The following is a 21,481-nucleotide window of genomic DNA, read 5'->3' as shown; positions in this document are numbered from 1 at the left end:
CATCAAAAACCCCTCAAACAGATTCCGGAGGAGCTTTCCGTGGGCCACCCCTTCCCCATCCGGGAGATCGCACGTCAGGCGGGGCTGAGCGAGGCCACCGTCGACCGGGTGCTGAACGGCAGGGGAGGGGTGCGGGAGTCCACCGTGCAGGAGGTCCAGCGGGCCATCGCCGATCTGGACCGGCAGCGCACCCAGGTCAGGCTCGTCGGGCGCACCTTCATGGTCGACATCGTGATGCAGGCGCCGGAACGGTTCACCACCGCCGTCCGGGCCGCTCTGGAGGCCGAACTGCCCTCGCTGCACCCGGCCGTGCTGCGCTCCCGCTTCCACTTCCGGGAGACCGGACCGGTCCAGGAGCAGATCGCCATTCTCGACCGGATAGCCCGGCGCGGCTCGCAGGGGGTCGTCCTCAAGGCGCCGGACGTGCCCGAGACCAACGCCGCCGTCGGCCGGCTGGTCGCCGCCGGGATCCCGGTCGTCACCCTGGTCACGGATCTGCCGGCCAGCGCCCGTCTCGCCTACGTCGGGATCGACGACCGGGCCGCCGGCGCCACCGCCGCCTACCTCATGGGCCAGTGGCTCGGTGACCGCCCCGGCAATGTGCTCACCAGCCTGAGCAGCGGTTTCTTCCGCAACGAGGAGGAGCGCGAGATGGGTTTCCGCAGCGTGATGCGGGCCCGCGATCCCGAGCGCACGCTGGTCGAGATCGCCGAGGGGCAGGGGCTGGACGCCACGCAGTACGAGCTGGTCCGGGCCGCGCTGGAACGCGACCGGGACATCCGTGCCGTCTACTCCATCGGCGGTGGCAACGACGCCACCCTGCGCGCCTTCGCCGACCTCGGCCGGGACTGCGACGTGTTCGTCGCGCACGACCTCGACCACGACAACACCCGGCTGCTGCACGGGCACCGGCTGTCCGCCGTCCTCCACCACGACCTGCGCCGCGACGTGCGCGAGGCCTGCCACACCGTGATGCGGGCGCACGGCGCGCTGCCGCCGGCCGGGCCCCCGCTGCCGTCGGCGATCCAGGTGGTCACCCCGTACAACATGCCGCCCCCGCCTGCGGCCGGCTGAAGCCGGCCGCAGGCGGGGGCGGGGCGGTGGGCTGGCCGCAGTGCACGCTCAGCGCCGTGGCGCCGGTGTCCCGGCCACCGGGGCGACGCGTGCCGCGCTGCGGTAGGCGCAGACGCCCAGGGCCAGCAGCCAGTAGCTGAGGACGGCCCCCAGCAGGGCGGTCGTGCCCCAGCCGTTCGCCGCGTAGAAGAACGTGGGGTCGTTGCCGAAGAACAGGGAGGGCACGAAGGCCAGGTTGATCCCGGCCAGGACGTAGGCCGAGCGGCCGGTCCAGCGCGGCAGCAGGCGGGCGCGGGTGACGGCCTGGCCCAGCGCGGTCAGGAAGAGCGCCAGCATCAGCTTGGAGATCGCCCCGTAGAGGATGTAGGTGCCGCTGACGTCGATGGTCGGGTCGATCGGGTGGTCGACGGCGATGACCGCGCCGGCCTCGAGGCCCATCGAGACCAGGGTGATCGTGGCGTAGACGAGGCCCGTGGCGAAGGCGAGGGAGCCGGCCCATGCGTGGGCGGGACTCACCCGGCCGACCAGTTCGCGGAACGCCGTCACGAACACGACCAGAAAGGCCAGCGCGACGATCCCGATGAGCAGCCGGGACAGGACGTTGCCGTCCGGCGGCGGGCCGTCGTAGACGAAGTAGAGCGGCACCTGGACGATGAGCGCGACCGCGGTGACGAGGGCGGCGAGGCCGGTCAGACGGCGGGCGATGACTTCGGACATGAGGGTCCCCCGAGTTCTCGGTGTGGCGGATTCGGTGCCGGCGTCCGCGGGTCAGTGGCCGCGTTCGCCGACTCCTGAAGCCTGCCGTTCCCGGGGCTCGCCGTCCCTGGGCCTGAGAACCGGACCGGGGGTGGTCCTGTCGCCACCCCTACGGGTGCACGTCCACCCAGGAGCCGCTCTCCGCGGACCGTGTCATCGCCTCCAGCACGGTCGCGCTGTGCACCGCGTCCGCGAGCGTCGCCCCGTACGGGGTGCCCTCGGCGACCGAGCGCAGGAAGCGGTAGGCCTCCACCACCTTGAGGTCGTCGTACCCCATGGCGTTCGCCGCGCCCGGCTGGAAGGCGCCGAACTCGCCGTCGCCGGGGCCGACGTACACCGTGCTGACGGGCTGGTCCTGGTACGTGGTGCCGCGGCTGACGCCGAGCTCGTTCATCCGCCGGAAGTCCCAGAACACGGCGCCCTTGGTGCCGTGCACGTCGAAGCCGTAGTTGTTCTGCTCGCCGACCGAGACCCGGCAGGCCTCCAGCACGCCCCGGGCGCCGGAGGCGAAGCGGAGCAGGCAGTTGACGTAGTCCTCGTTCTCGACCGGGCCGAGTTCGCCGCCGACGGCCAGGCTGTGGCCCGCCGTCGCTCCCGTCGGACGCGCCCGCTCGGGCACGAAGACCGCCGTGTCGGCCGTCAGGGACGTGATGTCGCCGAGCAGGAAACGGGCCAGGTCGACGCCGTGCGAGGCCAGGTCGCCCAGCACTCCGCTGCCGCCCCGCTCCCGCTCGTACCGCCAGGTCAGGGCGCCGTCGGGGTGGGCGGCGTAGTCGCTGAAGAGGCGGAGGCGGACGTGGGTGACCGTGCCGAGCTCACCGGAGGCGATCAGGTCGCGGGCGGCTTCCACGGCGGGCGCGTTGCGGTAGTTGAAGCCGACCGCGCCCTGCACGCCCGCCTCGGCCACCGCGTCCGCCACCGCCCGGGCGTCCGGGGGAGTCAGGCCCACCGGCTTCTCGATCCAGACGTGTTTGCCGGCTTCGGCCATCGCGACACCGATCTCGCGGTGCAGGAAGTTCGGCGCGGTGATGCTGACGGCCCGTACCCGTGGGTCGGCCGCCACCTCGCGCCAGTCCCGCGTGGCGGAGGCGAAGCCGAACTGCTCCGCTGCCTCGTCGGCCCGGCCGGGCACCTCCTCGGCGACGCTCACCAGCTCCGGCCGCAGCGCCAGCCGCGGGTAGTGGTGCCGCACGCGCGCGTACGCCTGGGTGTGCACGCGGCCCATCCAGCCGAACCCGACGACGGCCACTCCCAGCGCATCCACCATGACAGTCACCACAGCCCTTCCTTGGACCGCTCCATCCACTGACCAGGCCACCCTGCGGGCCGTTTCGCCAGGGTGTCAAGGGTCTCCAGGCCCTTTGACAACCCGTACGACACATGGAACGGTCCAACCATGAGACCACCCACCATCCGTGACGTCGCCGACCGGGCCGGGGTGTCCAAGTCGCTGGTCTCCCTGGTGCTGCGCGGCTCCGACCAGGTGCGTGCCGAGAAGCGGGAGGCCGTCCTGCGGGCCGTGCGCGAGCTGGGCTACCGGCCCAACGAGGCGGCCCGCAGTCTCGGTGAGCGGCGCACCGTGCCCGGCTCCCGGCCGCGCCCTGGCGGGGGGAACCCCATGGTCGGCGTCCTGCTGCACGATCTGCGCAACCCCTGGTACGTGGACCTGCTGGACGGCCTCAACTCCCTGCTGCACGCGAGCGGCCTGCACATGCTGCTGGCCGACGCACGGCTGCACCGGCGGGTCGGCCAGGATCCGGCCGGGCCCTTCCTGGACCTCGGAGCGGACGGGCTGGTCGTGGTCGGCACGCTGCCCGACCCGGCGGCCCTGGAGACCGTCGCCGCCCGGATGCCGGTCGTGGTCGCGGCGGCCCGGGAGCCGGTGCCGGCCGGGGTGGACCTGGTGGCGAACGACGACGAACGCGGCGCCCGCCTGGTCACCGAGCACCTCGTCGGACTCGGCCACCGCCGCATCGCCCACCTGGCGGGCTACGGTGCCGTCGCCGACCTGCGGCGGCGAGGCTTCGAGGCCACCATGCGGGCGGCGGGGCCGGACCGTGCGGCGCTGGTCGAGGCGGGGGACATGACCGAGGAGGGCGGCTACCGGGCCACGGTACGGCTGCTCGCCCGCGCCGACCGGCCCACGGCCGTGTTCGCCGTCAACGACATGACGGCGGTGGGGGTGCTGTCGGCGGCCGAGGAACTGGGCCTGCGCGTGCCGCGCGACCTGTCCGTGGTCGGCTACGACAACACGAGCATCTCCCGGCTGCGCCATGTGTGGCTCACGACCGTCGACGGCGCCGGCCACGAGGTCGGCCGCCGTGCCGCCCGCTGTCTGCTCGACCGTCTCGAACGGCCGGGCGGGGAGGGACGGTTGCAGCTGACCCCGCCGGTCCTGGAGGTCCGGGGGACGACGGCGCGCCCACCCGCGGTCACAGCGTGATCGCGTAGGCCTTCCGCAGCGTCTCGTGGACCGTCCAGGTCGTCCGGTCGCCCTCGCGCAGCACGGCCATGTCGCCCGGACCGACCGTCAGGGTGGGGCCGCCCTCGACCTCGATGGTCGCCGACCCGCTGATCACCACGAACAGCTCGTCCGCCTCGGTGTCGGTGACGACGCCCGGGGTGATCTGCCAGATCCCCCTGACCTGCCGGCCGTCCGCCGACTCCCAGACCACCTTGCCGGTCACCTCGGGTGTCCCGGCGACGATCTGCCCCGGATCGAGCGGCTCGGGCTCGAGGCCGGCGTCGGGGATGTGGACGACGAAACTGTGGGGCGGAGGGCCGGCGAGGCCGCTGTCGGTGCTCATGAGGCGACCCTAGCGAGGCCGTACGTCCGCCGGGCGTGGACACTGTGTGGGCTGTCGGCCCAGGTGGGAGGACACTTCGTCACGACTGGCGACCCGTGCGCGGCGGGGTGATCGTGGTGCCCATGGCGGACGACACCGTGCCGGTCCGCGAGCCGCACCGGCACGACACGCGTGAGGCTCTCCTCTTCGGCGGTGTCTACGGCGCGGTGCTCGCGAGTTCGATGGCCGCAGCGCTCAGCCAGTACGGGCACACCTCCCGCGGCAGCCGCCGCTACGACGCCGTCTGGCTGCTGGTGACCGCGTTCGCCTCGGCGCTCGCGCACGGCTACGTCCACTACATCGCCGAGCGGGGTGCGCACCGCCGAGGGGACGCACTGCGCACCCTCGCCGAGGAGTGGCCCCTTGTCGCCGCCGTTCTGCCGACCGTCCTGATCCTCGCGGGTGCCGGCTGGGGCTGGTGGCCGGCGAGCGGGGTGGAGTACGCCGCGTTCACCCTGAACATCGCCCTGCTGTTCGCCCTCGGCCTGGTCACCGCCCGCTGGGCGCGCCGCCGTTGGCCCGTCGCGGTGCTGATCGGGGCGGTCGACGCGCTGCTCGGCGTGATCGTGGTCGTGGCGAACGCGTTGATCAAGTAGCCCGCACCGCCCTGCGCCGGCCCGTCCAGTGGGAACATGGCGCGGCGGAGGCACGCGCGCAATACGGCGGACAAAATTGTTGACAATCTTGTTTCGCTAGATTTAGGTTCGACAGGCACTCACTCAGGGAGGGCAACCATGCCGAAAGAAGCCCGTCCGAGCACCGGGGAGCAGGCCAAACAGCATGCGCTCGCGCAGCTGCGGCAGGCGATCCTGCACGGCGAGATGGCACCGGCCCAGCGGCTGGTGGAGAACGAGCTCGCCGAGCAGTTCGGTGTGACGCGGGCCAGCATCCGCGCGGCGCTCATCGATCTGGAGTCCCAGGGGCTCGTCGAACGGATCCGCAACCGCGGCTCGCGGGTGCGGGTGGTGACCGTGGACGAAGCGGTCGCCATCACCGAGTGCCGCATGGTCCTCGAAGGGCTCTGTGCTTCGAAGGCGGCCGTCGCGGCCAGCGACGACCAGTTGATCGAACTGACCGATCTCGGCACGGCCATGACCAAGGCCGTCGCCGACGGCGAGCCGGTCACCTACTCCGACCTGAACCACGAACTGCACGTCCGCATCCGGGAGTTCTCCGGCCAGCAGACCGCGCAGGAGCTGCTGGAGCGGCTCAACGCCCAACTGGTGCGCCATCGTTTCCAGTTGGCGCTCAGGCCGGGGAGGCCGCAGCAATCCCTGAACGAGCACCTGACCATGATCGAAGCGATCCGGGCCAGGGACCCCCAGGCGGCCGAGACGGCCGTCCGCGCCCACCTCACCAGCGTGATCGAGGCGCTGCGCGACTGATCACGGCTGCGCGGGGCGGGCGCCCACCTGTCACCAAGGAGATCTGAGAATGACCCAGGCCAACGCGCCCGCCAGCCCACCACGATCGACCCTCGTCGTCACCGCGCACGCCGGTGACTTCGTGTGGCGGGCGGGCGGTGCCATCGCCCTGGCCGCCTCCCGCGGGGAGAAGGTCACCATCGCGTGCCTGACCTTCGGCGAGCGCGGTGAGTCCGCCAAGGCGTGGCGCGAGGGCAGGAAACTCGACGAGATCAAGGCGATACGCCGGGACGAGGCCGAGCGCGCCGCCGCCACCCTGGGCGCCGAGGTCCGCTTCTTCGACGCCGGCGACTACCCGCTGGTGGCCACCGCCGAGCTGACCGACCGGCTCGTCGCCGTCTACCGGGACACCCAGCCGGACGTGGTGCTCACCCACCCCACCGAGGACCCGTACAACGGCGACCACCCGGCCGCCAACCGCATGGCGCTGGAGGCCAGGGTCCTCGCCCAGGCCATCGGCTACCCGGGCGAGGGCGAGATCATCGGCGCGCCGCCGGTCTTCTACTTCGAGCCGCACCAGCCGGAGATGAGCGGCTTCAGGCCCGAGGTGCTGCTCGACATCACCGAGGTGTGGGACAGCAAGCGCAAGGCCATGGAGTGCCTCGGCGCCCAGCAGCACCTGTGGGACTACTACACCGACCTCGCCGTGCGCCGGGGCGTCCAGCTCAAGCGCAACGCGGGACCGAACCTGGGCCTGGCGCACAAGACCATGGCCGAGGCGTACATGCGTCCGTACCCGCAGATCGCCAAGGAGCTGTCATGAGCGGCGTGATCGTCACCGACCCGCCGAAGGCGGAGCTGAAGGACGTCGACGCGCTGGCCGGATTCGGCGTGGCCACGGTCGGCGAGGCGTTGGGCCGGACCGGCCTGCTGAGCCCGGAGATCCGCCCCGTCCAGCAGGGCGTGCGGGTCGCCGGCACCGCCGTGACCGTGCTCAGCTGGCCCGGCGACAACCTCATGATCCACGCGGCCGTCGAGCAGTGCGGCGAGGGAGACATCCTGGTCGTCACCACCACCTCCCCGTCCACCGACGGCATGTTCGGCGAGCTCTTCGCGACCGCGCTCCAGCGGCGCGGGGTGCGCGGCGTGATCACCAACGCGGGCATCCGCGACACCCAGGAGCTGCGGGACATGGGCTTCGCGGCCTGGTCGCGGGCCGTCTCCTCGCAGGGCACCGTGAAGGCCACCGGCGGCTCGGTCAACGTACCGATCGCGATCGACGGCCAGGTGATCCGTCCGGGCGACGTGATCCTCGCCGACGACGACGGCGTGGTGGTCGTCCCGCGCGAGCGTGCCCGCGCCACCGTGGCGGCGTCCGAGGCCCGCGAGGCCAAGGAGGCGCTCTCCCGTGCCGCCTTCCTCGACGGCGAACTCGGCCTGGACCGCTACGGGTTGAGGGAGACCCTGAAGCGGCTCGGCGTGGTGTACAAGACGTACGACGCGTATGCGGGGGAGTCGTCGTGACCTTCGTGCCCGAGGAGCTGCCCTGCCTGCTGATGCGGGGCGGCACCTCCAAGGGCGCGTACTTCCTCGCCGACGATCTCCCCGCCGAACCGGCCCTGCGCGACGAGCTGTTGCTGCGCGTCATGGGCAGTCCGGACGCCCGCCAGATCGACGGCCTGGGCGGCGCGCACCCGCTCACCAGCAAGGTGGCCGTGGTGTCGCCGTCGGCCGACCCGCACGCCGACGTCGACTACCTCTTCCTCCAGGTCGCCGTGGACCGGCCGGAGGTGAGCGACCGTCAGAACTGCGGCAACATCCTCGCCGGTGTCGGCCCGTTCGCCGTGGAGCGCGGGCTGGTCGCCGCGGGGGAGGAGGAGACCGCCGTCCGTATCCGCATGGTGAACTCCGGCGACCACGCGACGGCGACCTTCCCGACGCCGGGCGGTCGCGTGGACTACACCGGCGCCGCCGAGATCTCCGGGGTGCCGGGGACGGCCGCGCCCGTGGTGATCGAGTTCCCGCCGGGCACCGGCACGCTGCTGCCCACCGGCAACGTCCGCGACGAGATCGACGGGGTGGCGGTGACCTGCGTGGACAACGGGATGCCGACGGTGCTCATCGAGGCCACCTCCGTCAAGGTCACCGGCTACGAGCTGCCCAGGGATCTGGAGGAGGACGTCGCGCTCGCCGACCGCCTGCGGACGATCCGTCTGGCGGCGGGCCGGCTGATGGGCCTCGGCGACGTCTCGGACACCACCGTGCCCAAGCTCACGCTGCTCGCCGCGCCCCGAGGCGACGGCGCGGTCACCACCCGTACCTTCATTCCTGTGCGCTGCCACCCCTCGATAGGGGTGCTCGGCGCGGCCAGCGTCGCGGCCGGACTGCGAATCGAAGGCAGTGTGGGGTCGGAGCTGGCGAGGATCGACGCCGGAAGTGACCGAATTCGCATAGAACATCCCACGGGATTCCTGGATATCGAAAGTAGCCTCGGGTCAACCCCCGACGGTCTGCCCTGCACCCGTCGCACCGCCGTGGTGCGCACGGCCCGAAAGATCTTCGACGGCACCGTCTTCCCCAGGTCCGCCGAGACGGCTCCCCTCTCCCCCCGCTCCCTTGGAGGTCAACGATGACTCCGCCGCTCGGCGACATCGCCCACATCGGCCATGCCCAGCTCTTCACCCCGGACCTGGACGCCAGCGTCGGTTTCTTCACGGACTACCTGGGGCTCACCGTCAACGGGCAGCACGGCGACACGGTCCACCTGCGGACCTTCGACGACTACGAGCACCACAGTTTGGTGCTCACCGCCCGCGAGCAGCCCGGCCTCGGCCGGCTGGCCCTGCGGACCTCCAGCGAGGAGGCCCTGCAGCGCCGGGTCGCGGCCGTCGAGGCGGCGGGCGGCGCCGGCCACTGGGTCGAGGACGAGCCCGGCCTCGGCAAGCTGTACGTCACCACCGACCCGGACGGCCACGAGCACGCCCTGTACTGGGAGAGCGAGCACTATCGGGCCCCCGACGGGCTGAAGCCGGCCCTGAAGAACCAGCCGCAGGCCAAGCCCAACCGGGGCGTGGGCGTACGGCGCCTGGACCACATCAACTTCCTCGCCGCCGACGTGCTCGCCAACTCCGAGTTCCAGCAGAACCTGCTGGGCGCCCGCCCCACCGAGCAGATCAGGCTCGACACGGGGAAGGTCGCGGCGCGCTGGCTGACGTACACGAACAAGTCGTACGACGTCGTCTACACCTCGGACTGGACCGGCAGTTCCGGGCGGCTGCACCACATCGCGTTCGCGACGGACACCCGTGAGGACATCCTGCGCGCCGCCGATCTCGCGATCGACTCGGGCGTGTTCATCGAGACGGGCCCGCACAAGCACGCCATCCAGCAGACGTTCTTCCTGTACGTCTACGAGCCCGGCGGCAACCGCATCGAGCTGTGCAACCCGCTCACGCGCCTCGTCCTGGCCCCCGACTGGCCGCTGGTCACCTGGACCGAGGAAGAGCGCAAGAAGGGGCAGGCCTGGGGTCTGCGGACGATCGAGTCGTTCCACACGCACGGCACACCGCCCGTGAGCTGAGTTGGGATTTTCGGGTGCGCAGGGCGTCGGACCAGCGGATCAACCGATTGTCGATGAGATTGTTGACAAAAGTGTTGACTCTATCCGGGTCGATCCTTAGCGTCTTGCGCACACCGGGTCAGCCGCACGAGCCGCGCCGGCCCTCTTCACTTGTCCCCTCCAGGGAACGCCTCCTGGACGAGAGGAAAACAACGATGTCCTCCTCCCCCGCGCTGTCCGCCCGCGGCAGCAGACTGGCCCTCCTGGTCGTCGGTCTGTGCTGGCTGGCCGTGCTCTTCGACGGCCTCGACATGTTCATCTACGGCTCGGTGCTGCCGCACCTGCTGGAGACGAAGACCTTCGGCCTCACCCCGGACACCGCCGGTGACCTCGGCAGCTACGCCACCTTCGGCATGCTGATCGGCGCCCTGACGGCGGGCACCGTCGCCGACCGGATCGGGCGCAAGAAGCTGATGGTCGGCTGCGTGATCCTCTTCTCGCTCGCCTCCGGCGTGTGCGCGATGGCGGGCAGCGTCGAGGTCTTCGGTCTCGGCCGGACCCTGGCGGGCGTCGGCCTCGGCGGCCTGCTGCCCACCGCGATCAGCATGGTCTCCGACTACGCCCCGCGCGGCCGCGGCGCCATCATCATCGGCCTGCTGATGACCGCCCACCACGCCGGCGGCATCCTCTCCGCCTATGTCGCCAAGTGGCTCATCGACCCGGTCGGCTGGCGCGCCGCGTTCTGGGTGTGCGTGCTCCCGCTGCTCTTCGCCCCGGTGCTCGCCAAGCTGCTGCCCGAGTCCCTGAGCTTCCTCGTCGCCAAGGGCCGCACCGACGAGGCCCGCGAGCTGGCCACCCGCTACGACGTCGAACTGCCCGCCGACAAGTCCGGCAAGCAGGGCGCGACCGACCGCTGGAACGCGCTGAAGGACCTCTTCCGCGGCGGCGAGTGGACCCAGACCCTGCTGTACTGGCTGGCCTCCTTCGGCGGTCTCCTCCTCGTCTACGGCGTCGCCACCTGGCTGCCCACCCTGATGCGTGCCGAGGGCTACGAGCTCGGCTCCGCCCTGTCCTTCGTGGTCGTCTTCAACCTCGGCGGCATCGTGGGCATGCTGGTCGCCGGGCGCGCCGCCGACCGGTTCGGCGCCCCGCGCATCTCCGCCGTCTGGTTCGCGCTGACGGCCGCCGGCGTGTTCCTGCTCAGCGTCCACATGCCGATGAGCGTGACGATGATCGTCGTCTTCTTCACCGGCGTCTTCCTCAACAGCGCCCAGACGATGATCTACGCGACGGTCTCCATCCGCTCCCACGCGGACAACCGGGCCACCGCCGTCGGCTGGACCTCCGGCATGGGCCGCTTCGGCGCCGTCTTCGGCCCGTGGCTGGGCGGCCAGCTGCTCGCCTCGAACCAGGGCGACTGGGGCTTCACCGCGTTCGCGATCGCCGGCCTGTCCTCCATGGTCTTCATCGGCATCGCCGCGCTGCGCACCTCCCGGCAGGCACCGCGAGGCGCCGACCAGGAGCTGGTCGGCGCCCACTGACCAGCGGCGTCGCCGCCTGGGGCAAGGACGGACGCCGGCCGCCGCACACAGGGTGCGGGGCCGGCGTCCGGCGTTCCACGGCGGTCCGCCCGGGGTGCGCCCGGCCGCGCGGGGCGTCATCCTCGACGTATGAGCGAGCGCTGGGAGGTGCGACAGGCGGGTCCGGCCGACACCTCACACCGGGTGCTGATGATTCCGGGTGCGCTGTGCACGACCGCGTTCTACGCGGATCTGATGGCCGAGCCTGCGCTCGCGGGCCTCGGGACGATCGCGGCGACCCTGCCGGGGTTCGGCCGTACCGAGGCGCCCGAGGACGTGTCCTTGGAGCACTACGCCCGGCTGATGGCGGACTTCGCCGCCGAGAACGGCTGCGACACGGTCGTGGGCCACAGCCTGGGCGCGAACGTGGCGATCGAGATGGCCGCGGCGGGTCTGTTCACGGGGCCCGTGGTGCTGCTCTCCCCTGCCTTCTCGCGGGGGGACGAGTCGAGGCCCCTGTCCGTGCTGAACACCGTGGCGCGGGTACCCGGGCTCGGCACCGCGGCCTGGGCGGGCACGCTGAAACGGCTGCCCCGGGAGATGGCGGACGAACTGCCGCCGCGCGCACGGGCGCTGGCGGCGGTGATGGGCGACAACGATCCGGCGGCCTGCCGCCGGATCGTGCGGCAGTACTACGCCTATCTGGACCGGTATCCGTCGCTGGTCCCGAGGCTGTGCGAGGCCGGGGTCCCGGCCTGGGTGGTGCGCGGGGACCACGACGAGATCGGCCTGACCGACGCGGAGCGGCGGGGACTGGAAGCCTGCCGGAACGTCCGGACGGTCGCGGTGCCCGACGCGGGGCACTTCGCCCTGGTGGAACAGCCCGCGCTGGTCGCCGCCGTCGTCCTGGAGGCGGTGACGGCGGCGGTGCGCTGAACGCCGCGCCCGCTCCCGCCGTGCTCAGTCGTCGGAGCCCATCTGGTCCTCCGCCGACAGGTGTTCCACCGTCCGGCCGGTCTCGGTGAACGTGCGCGTCACATGGCCCGAGGAGTACACCCACAGGATCCGCAGCGGGCGGTCGCCGACGTTGCGGAACAGGTGAGGGATCGGCGACGGCACGTACGTGGTGTCGAACCGCTCCAGCCTCGTCACCTCGCCGTCCACCCACACCTCCGCCTCGCCTTCGAGGACCGTCACGTGCTCGTCGCAGTTGTGCGAGTGCAGCGGGGCCCCGGAACCGACGGGGTAGACGCTCATCCCGCTGGTGATCCGGTTCTCCCCGTTGGCCGACGCGGTGGTGACGAGCGGCGTCGTCACGACCGCGCCGCCGCGGTCGAGCAGCGGGACGGACGCGGCCTTGATGATGGTGGTCATGTCGGACGACGTTAGGTCGCCGCCCGGCGAATGGGGGGCCTCCGGCGTGCAGTTTTACGTTGCGCTCCGAGGTGGGTGAGCTTCTCGGACACGGCTGTACCTTCACCTGGCACCGCACGGATTCACGACCCGTGCACGTAATGCGCCGGAAAGAAAAGGCAGGTATCGGCCGGATGAGGCTCCCCGTTCTCGACGAAGAGGAAATGGATGCGCGGCAGCAGGAGCTGGCCGCGCGGATCGCCGGCCGCCGTGGCGCGGTGCGCGGTCCCTTCCGGGTCTGGCTGCACAGCCCGGAGATGTGCGAACGGGCCGAGTCGCTCGGCGCGTTCGCCCGCTTCGACTGCTCGCTGCCCAAGCATCTGCGCGAGTTGACCCTGCTGATGGCCGCCCGCAACTGGGACGCCCAGTACTCCTGGAACGCCCATGTGCACCAGGCCGTCGAGGCCGGCATTCCGCCGGCCGCCGTGCAGGCGATCGCCGAGAAGCGCGAGGCGGTCTTCGACAACGAGGCCGACCAGGTCTTCTACCGGTTCTGCCGGGAGATCCTCGACGATCACTTCGTCACCGACGCCACCTTCGCGGCGGCACTGGAGCACTTCGGCTCCAAGGGCCTGGTGGACACCATCGGCGCGCTCGGCAACTTCACCATGCTCGGCATGTGTCTGAACACCTTCCAGGTGGACCTTCAGGCCGACAAGGAGCCCCCCTTCCCGGACATCCGCGGCTACGGACGTGTGGCCCCCGAGGGCGACCGGCCGTGACCGCCGTACTGCGCGCCCGGGGCGTCACCAAGAGCTTCGGCGGGGCGGCCGCGCTGAAAGGCGTCGACCTCGACCTGTACCCCGGCGAGGTGCACGCCCTGATGGGCATGAACGGCGCCGGCAAGTCGACCCTCGTGCAGGTGCTGTCCGGCGTCCACCAGGCCGACGCCGGCACGATCGAGGTCGACGGGCAGGAGCAGCACGGGCTGAGTGTGCGCAGGGCGCGCAGGCTGGGCATCTCCTCGGTGCCGCAGCGCCGCGAACTGGCGATGGGCCTGAGCGTCGCCGAGAACATCCTGCTCGGCGACCTGCCCACGCGGGGGCGCGCCGTGCGGTGGAAGGCGGTCCGGGAGGAGGCCCGCACGGCCCTCGCCGCCCTGGGCATCGCCATCGACGTGGAGCGGGCCGCCGGTTCGCTCACCGTCGCCGAGCAGACCATGGTGGAGGTGGCCCGCGAGGTCCGTCGCGGTGGCCGCGTGCTGATCCTGGACGAGCCGACGGCGTGTCTGAGCGCCAAGGACGCCCACCGGATCCGCGCCCTGGTGCGCACCCTGCGCGACGAGGGTGTCGCCGTCGTCTACATCTCGCACTACATCGACGAGGTCATGGCCGTCGCGGACCGCCTCACGGTGCTGCGGGACGGGGCCGTCGTGACGAGCGCGCCCGCCGCCGAGTTGGACGACGCGGGACTGGTGCGCGCCATGGTCGGCCGGGACGTCGTCTCCACCCGCCCCGAACGTCCCACGCCGAAGGACGAAGTCGGCCTATCCGTACGGGGGTTGAGCCAGGGTCAGGCCATCCGGGACTTCACCGTCGAGGTGCGCAGGGGCGAGATCGTCGCGGTCCTCGGGCCCGCCGGGGACGCCCAGTCCCGGCTGTTCGACCTGCTGTCCGGACGGCAGCGTCCGGAGAGCGGCGATCTGCGCGTCGACGGCCGGGCCGTGCCCTTCGGCCGGGTCCCGGCCTCGCTCGCCAGCGGTCTGCGCTGCGTCACCGGCGACCGCCGCTCGCTGGGCCTGGTCCCGGGCATGTCGCTGGACGAGAACCTGATGCTCGCCGACGACCGGTTCGCGCGCCGCCGGCTGCACCGGCGCGGTCAACTGGCCCGCCGGGCCGCCCCGTTGCGCCACAGCTACGGAGTCAGGACGCTGGCCGGGAACCCGCCGGTCAGCGCGCTGTCGGGCGGCAACCAGCAGAAGGTGCTGCTGGGCAAGTGGCTGGAGACCTCCCCGGCCGCGTGCTTCCTGGAGGACCCCACCAACGGTGTGGACATCGCGGCCATGGCCGACATCCACACCCTCCTCGACGACCTCGCCTGCCGGGGAGTGGCCGTACTGCTCGCCTCCTCCTCCGCCGAGGAGGTCATGCGGCTCGCCGACCGCGTCGTCGTCGTGAGCGCCGGCCGCACGGTCGCCGAACACGACATCACCGCCATCACCCGCGACGAACTCGTCGCCACGGCCCTCGGAGGACAACCGCAGTGAGCGTCAAGACACTTACCGATGCCCCTGGCGTGTCCGACCCGCCCGAGGCGCCCAAGTCCCGTCTCTCCGTGGGCAAGGTGCGCGATCTGCCGCACGCCGGCCTGATCGCCGTACTCGTCCTGGTCGTGGTGTTCACCGCCGCGCAGAGCGAGACCTTCGCCACCGACCGCAACATCGTCAACATCCTCGGCCAGGTCAGCGTCAACGCCGTACTCGCCGCGGGGCTCACCCTGTTGATGACCGCGGGCGGCATGGACTTCTCCATGGGCAGCAATGTCGCCGTCACGGCCGCCGTGTCGGCGAAACTGCTCGCCGACGGCCAGCCCACCGGGTACGCCGTCGTCGTCGCGCTGCTGCTCGGCACCGCCATCGGACTCGTCAACGGGCTGGTGGTGACCTTCACCAACGTGGCGCCGTTCGTCGTGACGCTCGCCTCGGCCACCCTGCTCGACGGCGTCGCGCTCCTGGTCCACGACGGCTCCACCATCTCCATCGGCACCCGGATGTTCGCCCTCGGCAACGACAAGGTGCTCGGGGTGCCGTATCTGCTGATCGTCGCCGTCCTGGTGCTGATCGCGACGGCGCTCGTCATGCGGTTCACGGTGTTCGGCCGGGACGCCTTCGCCATCGGCGGCAACGAGCACGTGGCCCGCCTCAGCGGCATCAACGTCACCGCCCGCAAGCTCACCCTGTACGGCCTCACCGGCACCCTCTCCGGACTCGCCGGCCTGATGCTGCTGTCCCGCCTCGGCTCCTCCAGCCCCGGCGGCACCGCCGGCCTCTCGCTCCAGCTGGCCGTGGTCGCCGCGGTGGTCATCGGCGGCACCTCGCTGGCCGGCGGACACGGCACCGTCATCGGCACCGCTCTGGGCCTGGTGCTGCTCGGCGTGGTGGCCAACGCACTGAACCTCCTGGACTTCTCCAGCAACTACCAGCCGGTCTCCGTCGGCGCCGTGCTGCTCGTCGCGGCCATCGCCAACGAGATGCACAAGGCCCGCTCGGGCTCGCCGCGTCACTGACCTTCCCGCTCGTTCATGCCTCGTCCTGAAAGGCGTTTCCCATGAGACTCTCCGCCCGTTCGCGCAGGGCACTGTTCGCCACCGTCACCGGCTCCACCCTGGTACTGACCGGCTGCGGCAACGGCGACAGCGGCAGTGCCAGTACCGACAGCGTCTCCCTCGGCTTCGTCAACGGTGGCGACACCAACTTCCACAGCTGTCTGCAGAAAGCCGTCGAGGGCCAGGCGAAGACCGCGGGAGCGAAGGTCTACACGGCCAACTCCCACCAGAACGCCGGGACCGAGCTGTCCAACATCGAGGACATGATCTCCCGCAACGTGAGCGCGCTGATCGTGCAGACGGTCAACGTCGACGCGCTCAAGGGCGACATCGCCAAGGCGAAGGCCTCGGGCATACCGATCTATCTGACCTCGGTGTCCACCAGCGACGCCGACGACATCCTCGGCGCGGCCGTCGTCGACCTCAAGAAGGTCGGCAGCCTCGACGCGGGCTGGATCGCCCAGGACGCGGGCACGAAGCCGGTCCAGGTCGGCATCGTGGCCGGGGCCCCGGGCGCGGCCTCGGACCTGCTGGTGGGCGGTTTCAAGGGTGCCCTTCCGGCCACGGCGAAAGTCGTCGCCAACCAGCCGGGCATGTTCAATCCCGCGAAGGCCCAGGACGTGGCGGAGAACATGATCCAGGCCAATCCCGACCTGGACTACGCGTTCGTCGCCAACGAGGAGATGGCCTTCGCCGTGCGCAAGGCGTTCGACGCCGCCGGTGCGAAGGACGTCAAGATCGTCACCGTGAACGGGACCGACGAGGGCCTGACCGCCGTCAAGAGCGGCGAGTTCTCGGCCACCGTCGCGAACTCGGCGAAGACGATCGGCGAGACGGCCGTGAAGAACGCCGTCGGGCTCCTCGGCAAGGAAAAGGTTGACAAGATTGCCAACATTCCTCTTCTGTTGGTCACCGAGGACAACCTGAGCGAGGCACCCCAGTACTGCCCGAAGTGAGGGCCCCACCGGGAAGCGGTGCCTGCCGGCGCCCGGTTGTCCCGAGCCGCAGGAATGCTCCCGTTCTCGACGCCGCGGGCGGGAGCCGCAATCGGAGGAAACATGGACCGCTTGCTGCTGATGCACAGTTTCGTCACTGTCGCTCAGGCCGGAAGCTTCAACGGAGCCGCCAAGAAACTGGGCTCCTCCGGGTCACTGGTGTCACGGCACGTGGCCGAGCTGGAACGTCAGGTGGGGGTCCGCCTGGTCAACCGCACCGCCCGCTCGGTGAGCCTCACCGAGCCGGGGCTGAGGTACGCGGAATTCGCCGCCCGCATCCTCGAAGAGATCGACGCCCAGGACGCGGCACTCGCCGACTCGCACGACCGCGCCGAAGGCACCCTCAGCATCATCTGTCCGAAATGGATAGGCAGCCTGGACCTGGGTGACGCGATCGCCGCCTTTTCCGCGGCCCATCCGAAGATTCAGGTCCGTTTCGAACTCGGCGGCATGTCCGACCGCACCTACGATTTCCTGGACAGCGGATTCGACGTCGCCTTCCACACCCGCGACCTCCGCGATTCCAGCGTCCGCCTGAAGAAGATCTCCTCCCTGCCGTTCGTGCTGTGCGGCTCGGCGGACTACATCGAACGCCAGGGCGGTCTCGCGCATCCCAACGACATCGCGGGCCACGACTGCCTGGTGCACGTCAACGACCCGGTCTGGCGCATCGGCCACGGCCACGCCAGCACCCTGCACAAGATCCGCAACATCGCCTTCTCGTCCAACTCCTACCTGGCCCTCCAGAAGGCCGCCGTGCACGGCCGGGGCATCGCCCTGCTCCCGCAGCGCCCGGCCTACGACGACCTCGTCTCCGGTGCCCTGAAGGTGCTGCTGCCGGAACTCGCCGTACCCGACCGCCCGCTGTACGCCATCTACGGCCCCGGACAGGACACCCCGCGCAAGATCAGCGTGTTCCTGGACTTTCTCTCCGAATGGTTCTCGCAGAACCCGATTCCCGCGATCCGGCAGCCCTGACGGCAGGCGCAACCAAGAGTTGCGCATTTGGTCGAGCCGGGGCCATTGAGGCCCCAGCCACCCCAAACCTACGCTCACCAGGCGACCCGGAAACGAGGAATCCATGGGAATCCAGAGAATCGAATCGGTCACCTACGGCATCGACGACCTCGACGAATGCGTCCGGTTCTTCGAGGACTTCGGCCTGTTCCTGGTGGAGCGGACCGAAGAACACGCCGTGTTCGAGACCCGCACCGGGCAGACCCTTCACCTCGACACCGCCCCGAGCCCCCTGCTGCCCCCGCCGGTGGAGGACGGACCCACCCTGCGCGAGGTCGTCTGGGGCGTCGACACCCGGGAGGAACTCACCCGCCTGGCCGCGGCCGCCGGCCGCCGGCGCGCGGTGCGCGAGAGCGCCGACGGCGTCTTCCACACCGTCGACCTCAGCGGCTTCGGCGTGGGCCTCACCCTCGCCCGGCCGAGGCCGGTCACCGTCGCCGCGCGTCCCGCCAACGTGACGGGCGGCGTCCACCGGTGGAACACCGCACTGGAGCCGCTCACGCGCGCGTACCCGCTGCGCATGTGCCATGTGGCGCTGAACATCGCCAAGGCGGGCAAGGACGAGGCCGTCGCCTTCTACACCGACGTCCTCGGCTTCCGGCCGACCGACATCGTGGAGCCGATGGGCGTCTTCATGCAGGCCCCGGGCGACGACGACCAGCACACCATGCTCCTGTGCCACCGCCCGGACCGGATCGGCGTCAACCACATCGCCTACGAGGTGCCCGGCTTCGACGACGTCGTCGAAGGCGGCAACCACATGATCGAGAAGGGCTGGCGGGAGGCCCGCCGGCTCGGCCGCCACACCGTCGGCTCGAACGTCTTCCGCTTCCTGCACGCCCCGTGCGGGGGCCGCGTCGAGTACGCCGCCGACATGGACCGCGTCGACGACACCTACGAGACCCGCGTCCACGAGACCACCCCGCCGCATCACATCTGGGCGCTGCGCACGAACCGCGACCAGGACGCCACCACCGCCTCCTGAGCCGCTTCAGCCTCATCGACTCTCCAGCCTGAGAGGGCACCCACCCATGACCACCGACCACGGCTACCCCGCCGTCCGCCTCCACATCGCGGGCGAGTGGTGCCAGGGCGGCACCGGACGTACCGCCCCGATCGTGAACCCGGCCACCGAGGAGGTGATCGGGGAAGTACCCCTGGCCGACCCCGCCGACCTGAACCGCGCGCTCGAAGCCGCCGCGGCCGGCTTCAAGGTGTGGCGCGCGACGCCCGTGGCCGAGCGCACCGACATCCTGCACACCGCCGCCGGCCTGCTCACCGAGCGCGCCGCCGAGGTCGGGCGGATCATGACCCTGGAGCAGGGCAAGCCGCTCGCGGAGGCGACCGGCGAGGCCCGCCGGGTGGCCGGCACCCTGCGCTGGCACGCCGACGACGCCCGCCGCGCCTACGGCCGGATCATCCCGGCCGAGCCCGGCACGGTACTGACCGTCCGCCGTGAGCCGATCGGTCCGGTCGCCGCCTTCGTGCCGTGGAACTTCCCGGCGGGCGGCCCGATGCGCAAGATCTCCGCCGCGCTCGCCGCCGGCTGCTCGATCGTCATCAAGGCCTCCGAGGAGACCCCGGCGACCGCCATGGAACTGGTGCGCTGTTTCACCGACGCGGGGCTCCCGGCCGGCGTGCTGAACCTCGTCTTCGGCGAACCCGCCGAGGTCTCCGCCCACCTGATCGCCTCCCCGCTGGTCCGGCTGGTCGCCTTCACCGGCTCGGTGCCGGTCGGAAGGCTGCTGGCCGCGCAGGCCGGCCAGGTCATGAAGCCGTCGCTCATGGAACTCGGCGGCCATGCCCCGGTGATCGTCTGCGCGGACGCCGACCCGGTGCGGGCCGCCCGCAAGGCCGCCCGGGCGAAGTTCGTCAACGCCGGCCAGGTCTGCACCTCACCGAGCCGCTTCCTCGTCCACGAGAGCCTCGTGGCGGAGTTCACCGCCGAGTTCGTGAAGGCCGCCGAGGCGGTGGTCGTCGGTGACGGTCTCGAGCCCGGCACCACCATGGGCCCGCTGGCCAACGAACGCCGGCTGAGGTCCCTGGAGCGGCTCATCGCCGACGCCGTCGCGCGCGGCGCCAAGGTCCTCACCGGCGGCGAGCGGCCCGACCGGCCCGGATACTTCTTCGCGCCGACCGTCCTGACCGACGTACCCGAGGACGCGGAACTGCTGCACGAGGAGCCGTTCGGGCCGATCGCGCCGATCGTGCCGTTCGGCGACCTCGACGAGGCCCTCGCCGTCGCGAACGCGCTGCCGTACGGCCTCGCCGCCTACGGCTTCACCGACTCCGCCGCGACCGCGGAGAAGCTGTCCGCCGAGCTGGAGGCCGGGATCCTCTCCCTCAACCACTGCGGCGGCTCCGTCCACGAGGCGCCCTCCGGCGGCGTCAAGGACAGCGGATACGGCCGGGAGGGCGGGCCCGAGGCACTGGACGCCTACCTGGTCACCAAGCGCGTCCACCACCAGCTGGCGCCATGAGGTACGCGCGACTCTCGGTCGACGGACGGGCGCGGTGGGGCCGGGTGGGGGAGACGGACGTCGAGCTGCTGTCCGGCTCCCCCCTGGAAGGCGACGCCGGTCGGCCGGATCCCGAAGTCGTCGGGACCGTCCGGCGCGACACGGCCCACTGGCTGCCGCCCGTCGTCCCGCCCGTGTTCTACGCGGTCGGACTGAACTACCCCCGGCACATCGAGCACGCGGCCAGGCTCGGCAATCCGGCCGCCGTCCTGCCGGACCGCCCGGAGGTCGGCTACCGCGCCAACAGCGCGCTCACCGGGCACCGTTCACCGATCGTGAAGCCCGCGGAGGTCGAGGGGCGGTTCGAGGCCGAGCCCGAACTCGTCGCCGTCATCGGCCGCACGATCCGGCACGCCTCCTACGAGGAGGCCCGCGCGGCGGTCTTCGGCTGGACCATCGGCAACGACGTCAGCGCCCGCACCTGGCAGCACCAGGACCGCACCTTCTGGCGCAGCAAGAACAGTGACACCTTCAAGCCGATGGGGCCGTGGATCGAGACCGACGTCGACGCCCTGGCACAGACGACCACTTTGCGGGTCGACGGCGTGGAGCGGGCCTCGTTCCCCACCGGCGACATGGTCTTCGACCCCTTCGACTTCATCGTCGAGATCACCCGGCACATCACCATGCGGCCCGGGGACGTGCTGTGGATGGGCGCCGAGTCGACCTGCGGGATCGAGCCCGGGGACACCGTGGAGGTCGAGATCAGCGGCATCGGTGTGCTGTCCAACCCCGTTCACCTCGAAGGGAACCATCAGTCATGAGCGCGGAACCCCGCTACATCCACCACGTCAACTTCCCCACCACCGACTCCGACCGCACCGCCGAGTGGTACACGAAGGTCTTCGGCATGAAGCGGATCATGCCGAAGTCCAACACCCGGGTCGTCCTCATGACCCGCGGCAACTTCGACCTCCACTTCACCCCCGTCGAGGAGATGGAGCGCATGGCGCCCTATCACTTCGCCGTCGAGGTCGACGACTGGGACGACTTCCTCGCCCACCTCGACGAGCTGGGCATCCGGCACACCCGGACCATCGAGCGCCCCGAGAACCAGTCGAAGTTCTGCTACATCCACGACCCCGACCACACCATGATCGAACTCGTGTACCACGCCAAGCGCCCCCGCTGACCGCCCACGCTGAGGAGTTCCC

At 71.1% G+C, this 21,481-nt stretch carries 23 protein-coding genes; 19 read left to right on the top strand and 4 right to left on the bottom strand.

All coding sequences use genetic code 11. From position 1 onward, the window contains the following. Nucleotides 1–39: 39 nt before the first annotated feature. On the top strand, nucleotides 40–1,074 hold the full coding sequence (locus OHU34_RS07280; protein WP_142267152.1) for a LacI family DNA-binding transcriptional regulator: 1,035 nt from the start codon (nucleotides 40–42) through the stop codon (nucleotides 1,072–1,074). Between the two features lie 48 nt (nucleotides 1,075–1,122). Here OHU34_RS07280 and OHU34_RS07275 read toward each other — a convergent pair whose 3' ends face one another. Further along, complete coding sequence (locus OHU34_RS07275; protein WP_142267153.1) at nucleotides 1,123–1,791, bottom strand: hypothetical protein; 669 nt, start codon at nucleotides 1,789–1,791, stop codon at nucleotides 1,123–1,125. Between the two features lie 148 nt (nucleotides 1,792–1,939). After that, nucleotides 1,940–3,097, bottom strand: coding sequence for a Gfo/Idh/MocA family protein (locus OHU34_RS07270; protein ID WP_405772177.1), 1,158 nt, complete (start codon nucleotides 3,095–3,097; stop codon nucleotides 1,940–1,942). Nucleotides 3,098–3,226: 129 nt separating this feature from the next. Here OHU34_RS07270 and OHU34_RS07265 point away from each other — a divergent pair, with 129 nt between their 5' ends. Then, a complete protein-coding gene (locus OHU34_RS07265; protein ID WP_405765438.1) occupies nucleotides 3,227–4,273 on the top strand; it encodes a LacI family DNA-binding transcriptional regulator in 1,047 nt (348 codons plus the stop codon). On the opposite strand, the gene OHU34_RS07260 is transcribed toward OHU34_RS07265, so the two are convergent. Further along, nucleotides 4,263–4,637: a cupin domain-containing protein gene (locus OHU34_RS07260; RefSeq protein WP_142267156.1), complete on the bottom strand. Its 375-nt coding sequence runs from the start codon at nucleotides 4,635–4,637 to the stop codon at nucleotides 4,263–4,265. The genes OHU34_RS07265 and OHU34_RS07260 overlap by 11 nt on opposite strands. A 122-nt stretch (nucleotides 4,638–4,759) precedes the next feature. Here OHU34_RS07260 and OHU34_RS07255 point away from each other — a divergent pair, with 122 nt between their 5' ends. The 8 genes from OHU34_RS07255 to OHU34_RS07220 all read left to right on the top strand — a co-directional run bounded on the left by OHU34_RS07255 (nucleotide 4,760) and on the right by OHU34_RS07220 (nucleotide 12,055). Next, nucleotides 4,760–5,272, top strand: a complete 513-nt coding sequence (locus OHU34_RS07255; RefSeq protein ID WP_405765435.1) for a hypothetical protein — start codon at nucleotides 4,760–4,762, stop codon at nucleotides 5,270–5,272. A gap of 138 nt (nucleotides 5,273–5,410) precedes the next feature. Then, complete coding sequence (locus OHU34_RS07250; protein ID WP_020127395.1) at nucleotides 5,411–6,061, top strand: GntR family transcriptional regulator; 651 nt, start codon at nucleotides 5,411–5,413, stop codon at nucleotides 6,059–6,061. A 49-nt stretch (nucleotides 6,062–6,110) separates the two neighbouring features. Beyond that, nucleotides 6,111–6,863 carry a PIG-L deacetylase family protein gene (locus tag OHU34_RS07245; protein WP_142267158.1) on the top strand — a complete coding sequence of 251 codons (753 nt, stop codon included), beginning with the start codon at nucleotides 6,111–6,113 and terminating at the stop codon, nucleotides 6,861–6,863. Continuing rightward, complete coding sequence (locus OHU34_RS07240; protein ID WP_142267159.1) at nucleotides 6,860–7,564, top strand: 4-carboxy-4-hydroxy-2-oxoadipate aldolase/oxaloacetate decarboxylase; 705 nt, start codon at nucleotides 6,860–6,862, stop codon at nucleotides 7,562–7,564. The genes OHU34_RS07245 and OHU34_RS07240 overlap by 4 nt, the downstream gene beginning before the upstream one ends. Continuing rightward, the gene (locus OHU34_RS07235) at nucleotides 7,561–8,673 is read left to right on the top strand and encodes a 4-oxalomesaconate tautomerase (RefSeq protein WP_405765431.1); all 1,113 of its coding nucleotides are present in this window, start codon (nucleotides 7,561–7,563) and stop codon (nucleotides 8,671–8,673) included. The genes OHU34_RS07240 and OHU34_RS07235 overlap by 4 nt, the downstream gene beginning before the upstream one ends. Next, complete coding sequence (locus tag OHU34_RS07230) at nucleotides 8,670–9,620, top strand: VOC family protein (protein WP_142267160.1); 951 nt, start codon at nucleotides 8,670–8,672, stop codon at nucleotides 9,618–9,620. The genes OHU34_RS07235 and OHU34_RS07230 overlap by 4 nt, the downstream gene beginning before the upstream one ends. Nucleotides 9,621–9,814: 194 nt before the next feature. After that, nucleotides 9,815–11,140 carry an aromatic acid/H+ symport family MFS transporter gene (locus tag OHU34_RS07225; RefSeq protein ID WP_142267161.1) on the top strand — a complete coding sequence of 442 codons (1,326 nt, stop codon included), beginning with the start codon at nucleotides 9,815–9,817 and terminating at the stop codon, nucleotides 11,138–11,140. A gap of 129 nt (nucleotides 11,141–11,269) precedes the next feature. Continuing rightward, nucleotides 11,270–12,055 (top strand): alpha/beta fold hydrolase, encoded by a 786-nt coding sequence (locus OHU34_RS07220; RefSeq protein WP_230194061.1) that lies wholly within the window; start codon nucleotides 11,270–11,272, stop codon nucleotides 12,053–12,055. A 24-nt stretch (nucleotides 12,056–12,079) separates the two neighbouring features. Here OHU34_RS07220 and OHU34_RS07215 read toward each other — a convergent pair whose 3' ends face one another. Beyond that, on the bottom strand, nucleotides 12,080–12,493 hold the full coding sequence (locus OHU34_RS07215) for a cupin domain-containing protein (protein WP_142267163.1): 414 nt from the start codon (nucleotides 12,491–12,493) through the stop codon (nucleotides 12,080–12,082). A 203-nt stretch (nucleotides 12,494–12,696) separates the two neighbouring features. Between OHU34_RS07215 and OHU34_RS07210 the strand changes: the two genes are divergently transcribed. The 9 genes from OHU34_RS07210 to OHU34_RS07170 all read left to right on the top strand — a co-directional run bounded on the left by OHU34_RS07210 (nucleotide 12,697) and on the right by OHU34_RS07170 (nucleotide 21,459). After that, a complete protein-coding gene (locus tag OHU34_RS07210; protein WP_142268179.1) occupies nucleotides 12,697–13,254 on the top strand; it encodes a carboxymuconolactone decarboxylase family protein in 558 nt (185 codons plus the stop codon). Next, nucleotides 13,251–14,738 (top strand): sugar ABC transporter ATP-binding protein, encoded by a 1,488-nt coding sequence (locus OHU34_RS07205; protein WP_405765426.1) that lies wholly within the window; start codon nucleotides 13,251–13,253, stop codon nucleotides 14,736–14,738. Before OHU34_RS07210 ends, OHU34_RS07205 begins: the two co-directional genes overlap by 4 nt. 29 nt (nucleotides 14,739–14,767) lie before the next feature. Next, nucleotides 14,768–15,757 (top strand): ABC transporter permease, encoded by a 990-nt coding sequence (locus tag OHU34_RS07200; protein ID WP_405765424.1) that lies wholly within the window; start codon nucleotides 14,768–14,770, stop codon nucleotides 15,755–15,757. A 41-nt stretch (nucleotides 15,758–15,798) separates the two neighbouring features. Further along, on the top strand, nucleotides 15,799–16,752 hold the full coding sequence (locus tag OHU34_RS07195) for a sugar ABC transporter substrate-binding protein (RefSeq protein WP_142267166.1): 954 nt from the start codon (nucleotides 15,799–15,801) through the stop codon (nucleotides 16,750–16,752). A gap of 102 nt (nucleotides 16,753–16,854) precedes the next feature. Further along, nucleotides 16,855–17,769: a LysR family transcriptional regulator gene (locus OHU34_RS07190; protein ID WP_142267167.1), complete on the top strand. Its 915-nt coding sequence runs from the start codon at nucleotides 16,855–16,857 to the stop codon at nucleotides 17,767–17,769. 103 nt (nucleotides 17,770–17,872) lie between these two features. Continuing rightward, nucleotides 17,873–18,793, top strand: coding sequence for a VOC family protein (locus OHU34_RS07185; protein WP_142267168.1), 921 nt, complete (start codon nucleotides 17,873–17,875; stop codon nucleotides 18,791–18,793). A 46-nt stretch (nucleotides 18,794–18,839) separates the two neighbouring features. Further along, a complete protein-coding gene (locus OHU34_RS07180; protein WP_405765419.1) occupies nucleotides 18,840–20,288 on the top strand; it encodes an NAD-dependent succinate-semialdehyde dehydrogenase in 1,449 nt (482 codons plus the stop codon). Further along, nucleotides 20,285–21,091 (top strand): fumarylacetoacetate hydrolase family protein, encoded by an 807-nt coding sequence (locus tag OHU34_RS07175; RefSeq protein WP_230194055.1) that lies wholly within the window; start codon nucleotides 20,285–20,287, stop codon nucleotides 21,089–21,091. The genes OHU34_RS07180 and OHU34_RS07175 overlap by 4 nt, the downstream gene beginning before the upstream one ends. Continuing rightward, the gene (locus tag OHU34_RS07170; protein ID WP_142267171.1) at nucleotides 21,088–21,459 is read left to right on the top strand and encodes a VOC family protein; all 372 of its coding nucleotides are present in this window, start codon (nucleotides 21,088–21,090) and stop codon (nucleotides 21,457–21,459) included. The genes OHU34_RS07175 and OHU34_RS07170 overlap by 4 nt, the downstream gene beginning before the upstream one ends. Nucleotides 21,460–21,481 lie beyond the last annotated feature (22 nt).

It is taken from the genome of Streptomyces sp. NBC_00080 (assembly GCF_045041255.1).
GTDB classification, from domain to species: Bacteria; Actinomycetota; Actinomycetes; order Streptomycetales; family Streptomycetaceae; genus Streptomyces; species Streptomyces coriariae.
This window is presented reverse-complemented; position numbering and strand designations above follow the sequence as displayed.

What these genes read in the sequence shown, in the direction of transcription:
- OHU34_RS07225 (WP_142267161.1), top strand. Translation starts at nt 9,815, where the DNA reads ATGTCCTCCTCCCCCGCGCTGTCCGCCCGCGGCAGCAGACTGGCCCTC.
- OHU34_RS07210 (WP_142268179.1), top strand. Translation starts at nt 12,697, where the DNA reads ATGGATGCGCGGCAGCAGGAGCTGGCCGCGCGGATCGCCGGCCGCCGT.
- OHU34_RS07175 (WP_230194055.1), top strand. Translation starts at nt 20,285, where the DNA reads ATGAGGTACGCGCGACTCTCGGTCGACGGACGGGCGCGGTGGGGCCGG.
- OHU34_RS07215 (WP_142267163.1), bottom strand. Translation starts at nt 12,493, where the DNA reads ATGACCACCATCATCAAGGCCGCGTCCGTCCCGCTGCTCGACCGCGGC.
- OHU34_RS07230 (WP_142267160.1), top strand. Translation starts at nt 8,670, where the DNA reads ATGACTCCGCCGCTCGGCGACATCGCCCACATCGGCCATGCCCAGCTC.
- OHU34_RS07260 (WP_142267156.1), bottom strand. Translation starts at nt 4,637, where the DNA reads ATGAGCACCGACAGCGGCCTCGCCGGCCCTCCGCCCCACAGTTTCGTC.
- OHU34_RS07250 (WP_020127395.1), top strand. Translation starts at nt 5,411, where the DNA reads ATGCCGAAAGAAGCCCGTCCGAGCACCGGGGAGCAGGCCAAACAGCAT.
- OHU34_RS07270 (WP_405772177.1), bottom strand. Translation starts at nt 3,097, where the DNA reads ATGGTGGATGCGCTGGGAGTGGCCGTCGTCGGGTTCGGCTGGATGGGC.
- OHU34_RS07180 (WP_405765419.1), top strand. Translation starts at nt 18,840, where the DNA reads ATGACCACCGACCACGGCTACCCCGCCGTCCGCCTCCACATCGCGGGC.
- OHU34_RS07185 (WP_142267168.1), top strand. Translation starts at nt 17,873, where the DNA reads ATGGGAATCCAGAGAATCGAATCGGTCACCTACGGCATCGACGACCTC.
- OHU34_RS07275 (WP_142267153.1), bottom strand. Translation starts at nt 1,791, where the DNA reads ATGTCCGAAGTCATCGCCCGCCGTCTGACCGGCCTCGCCGCCCTCGTC.
- OHU34_RS07255 (WP_405765435.1), top strand. Translation starts at nt 4,760, where the DNA reads ATGGCGGACGACACCGTGCCGGTCCGCGAGCCGCACCGGCACGACACG.
- OHU34_RS07240 (WP_142267159.1), top strand. Translation starts at nt 6,860, where the DNA reads ATGAGCGGCGTGATCGTCACCGACCCGCCGAAGGCGGAGCTGAAGGAC.
- OHU34_RS07190 (WP_142267167.1), top strand. Translation starts at nt 16,855, where the DNA reads ATGGACCGCTTGCTGCTGATGCACAGTTTCGTCACTGTCGCTCAGGCC.
- OHU34_RS07220 (WP_230194061.1), top strand. Translation starts at nt 11,270, where the DNA reads ATGAGCGAGCGCTGGGAGGTGCGACAGGCGGGTCCGGCCGACACCTCA.
- OHU34_RS07195 (WP_142267166.1), top strand. Translation starts at nt 15,799, where the DNA reads ATGAGACTCTCCGCCCGTTCGCGCAGGGCACTGTTCGCCACCGTCACC.
- OHU34_RS07245 (WP_142267158.1), top strand. Translation starts at nt 6,111, where the DNA reads ATGACCCAGGCCAACGCGCCCGCCAGCCCACCACGATCGACCCTCGTC.
- OHU34_RS07170 (WP_142267171.1), top strand. Translation starts at nt 21,088, where the DNA reads ATGAGCGCGGAACCCCGCTACATCCACCACGTCAACTTCCCCACCACC.
- OHU34_RS07265 (WP_405765438.1), top strand. Translation starts at nt 3,227, where the DNA reads ATGAGACCACCCACCATCCGTGACGTCGCCGACCGGGCCGGGGTGTCC.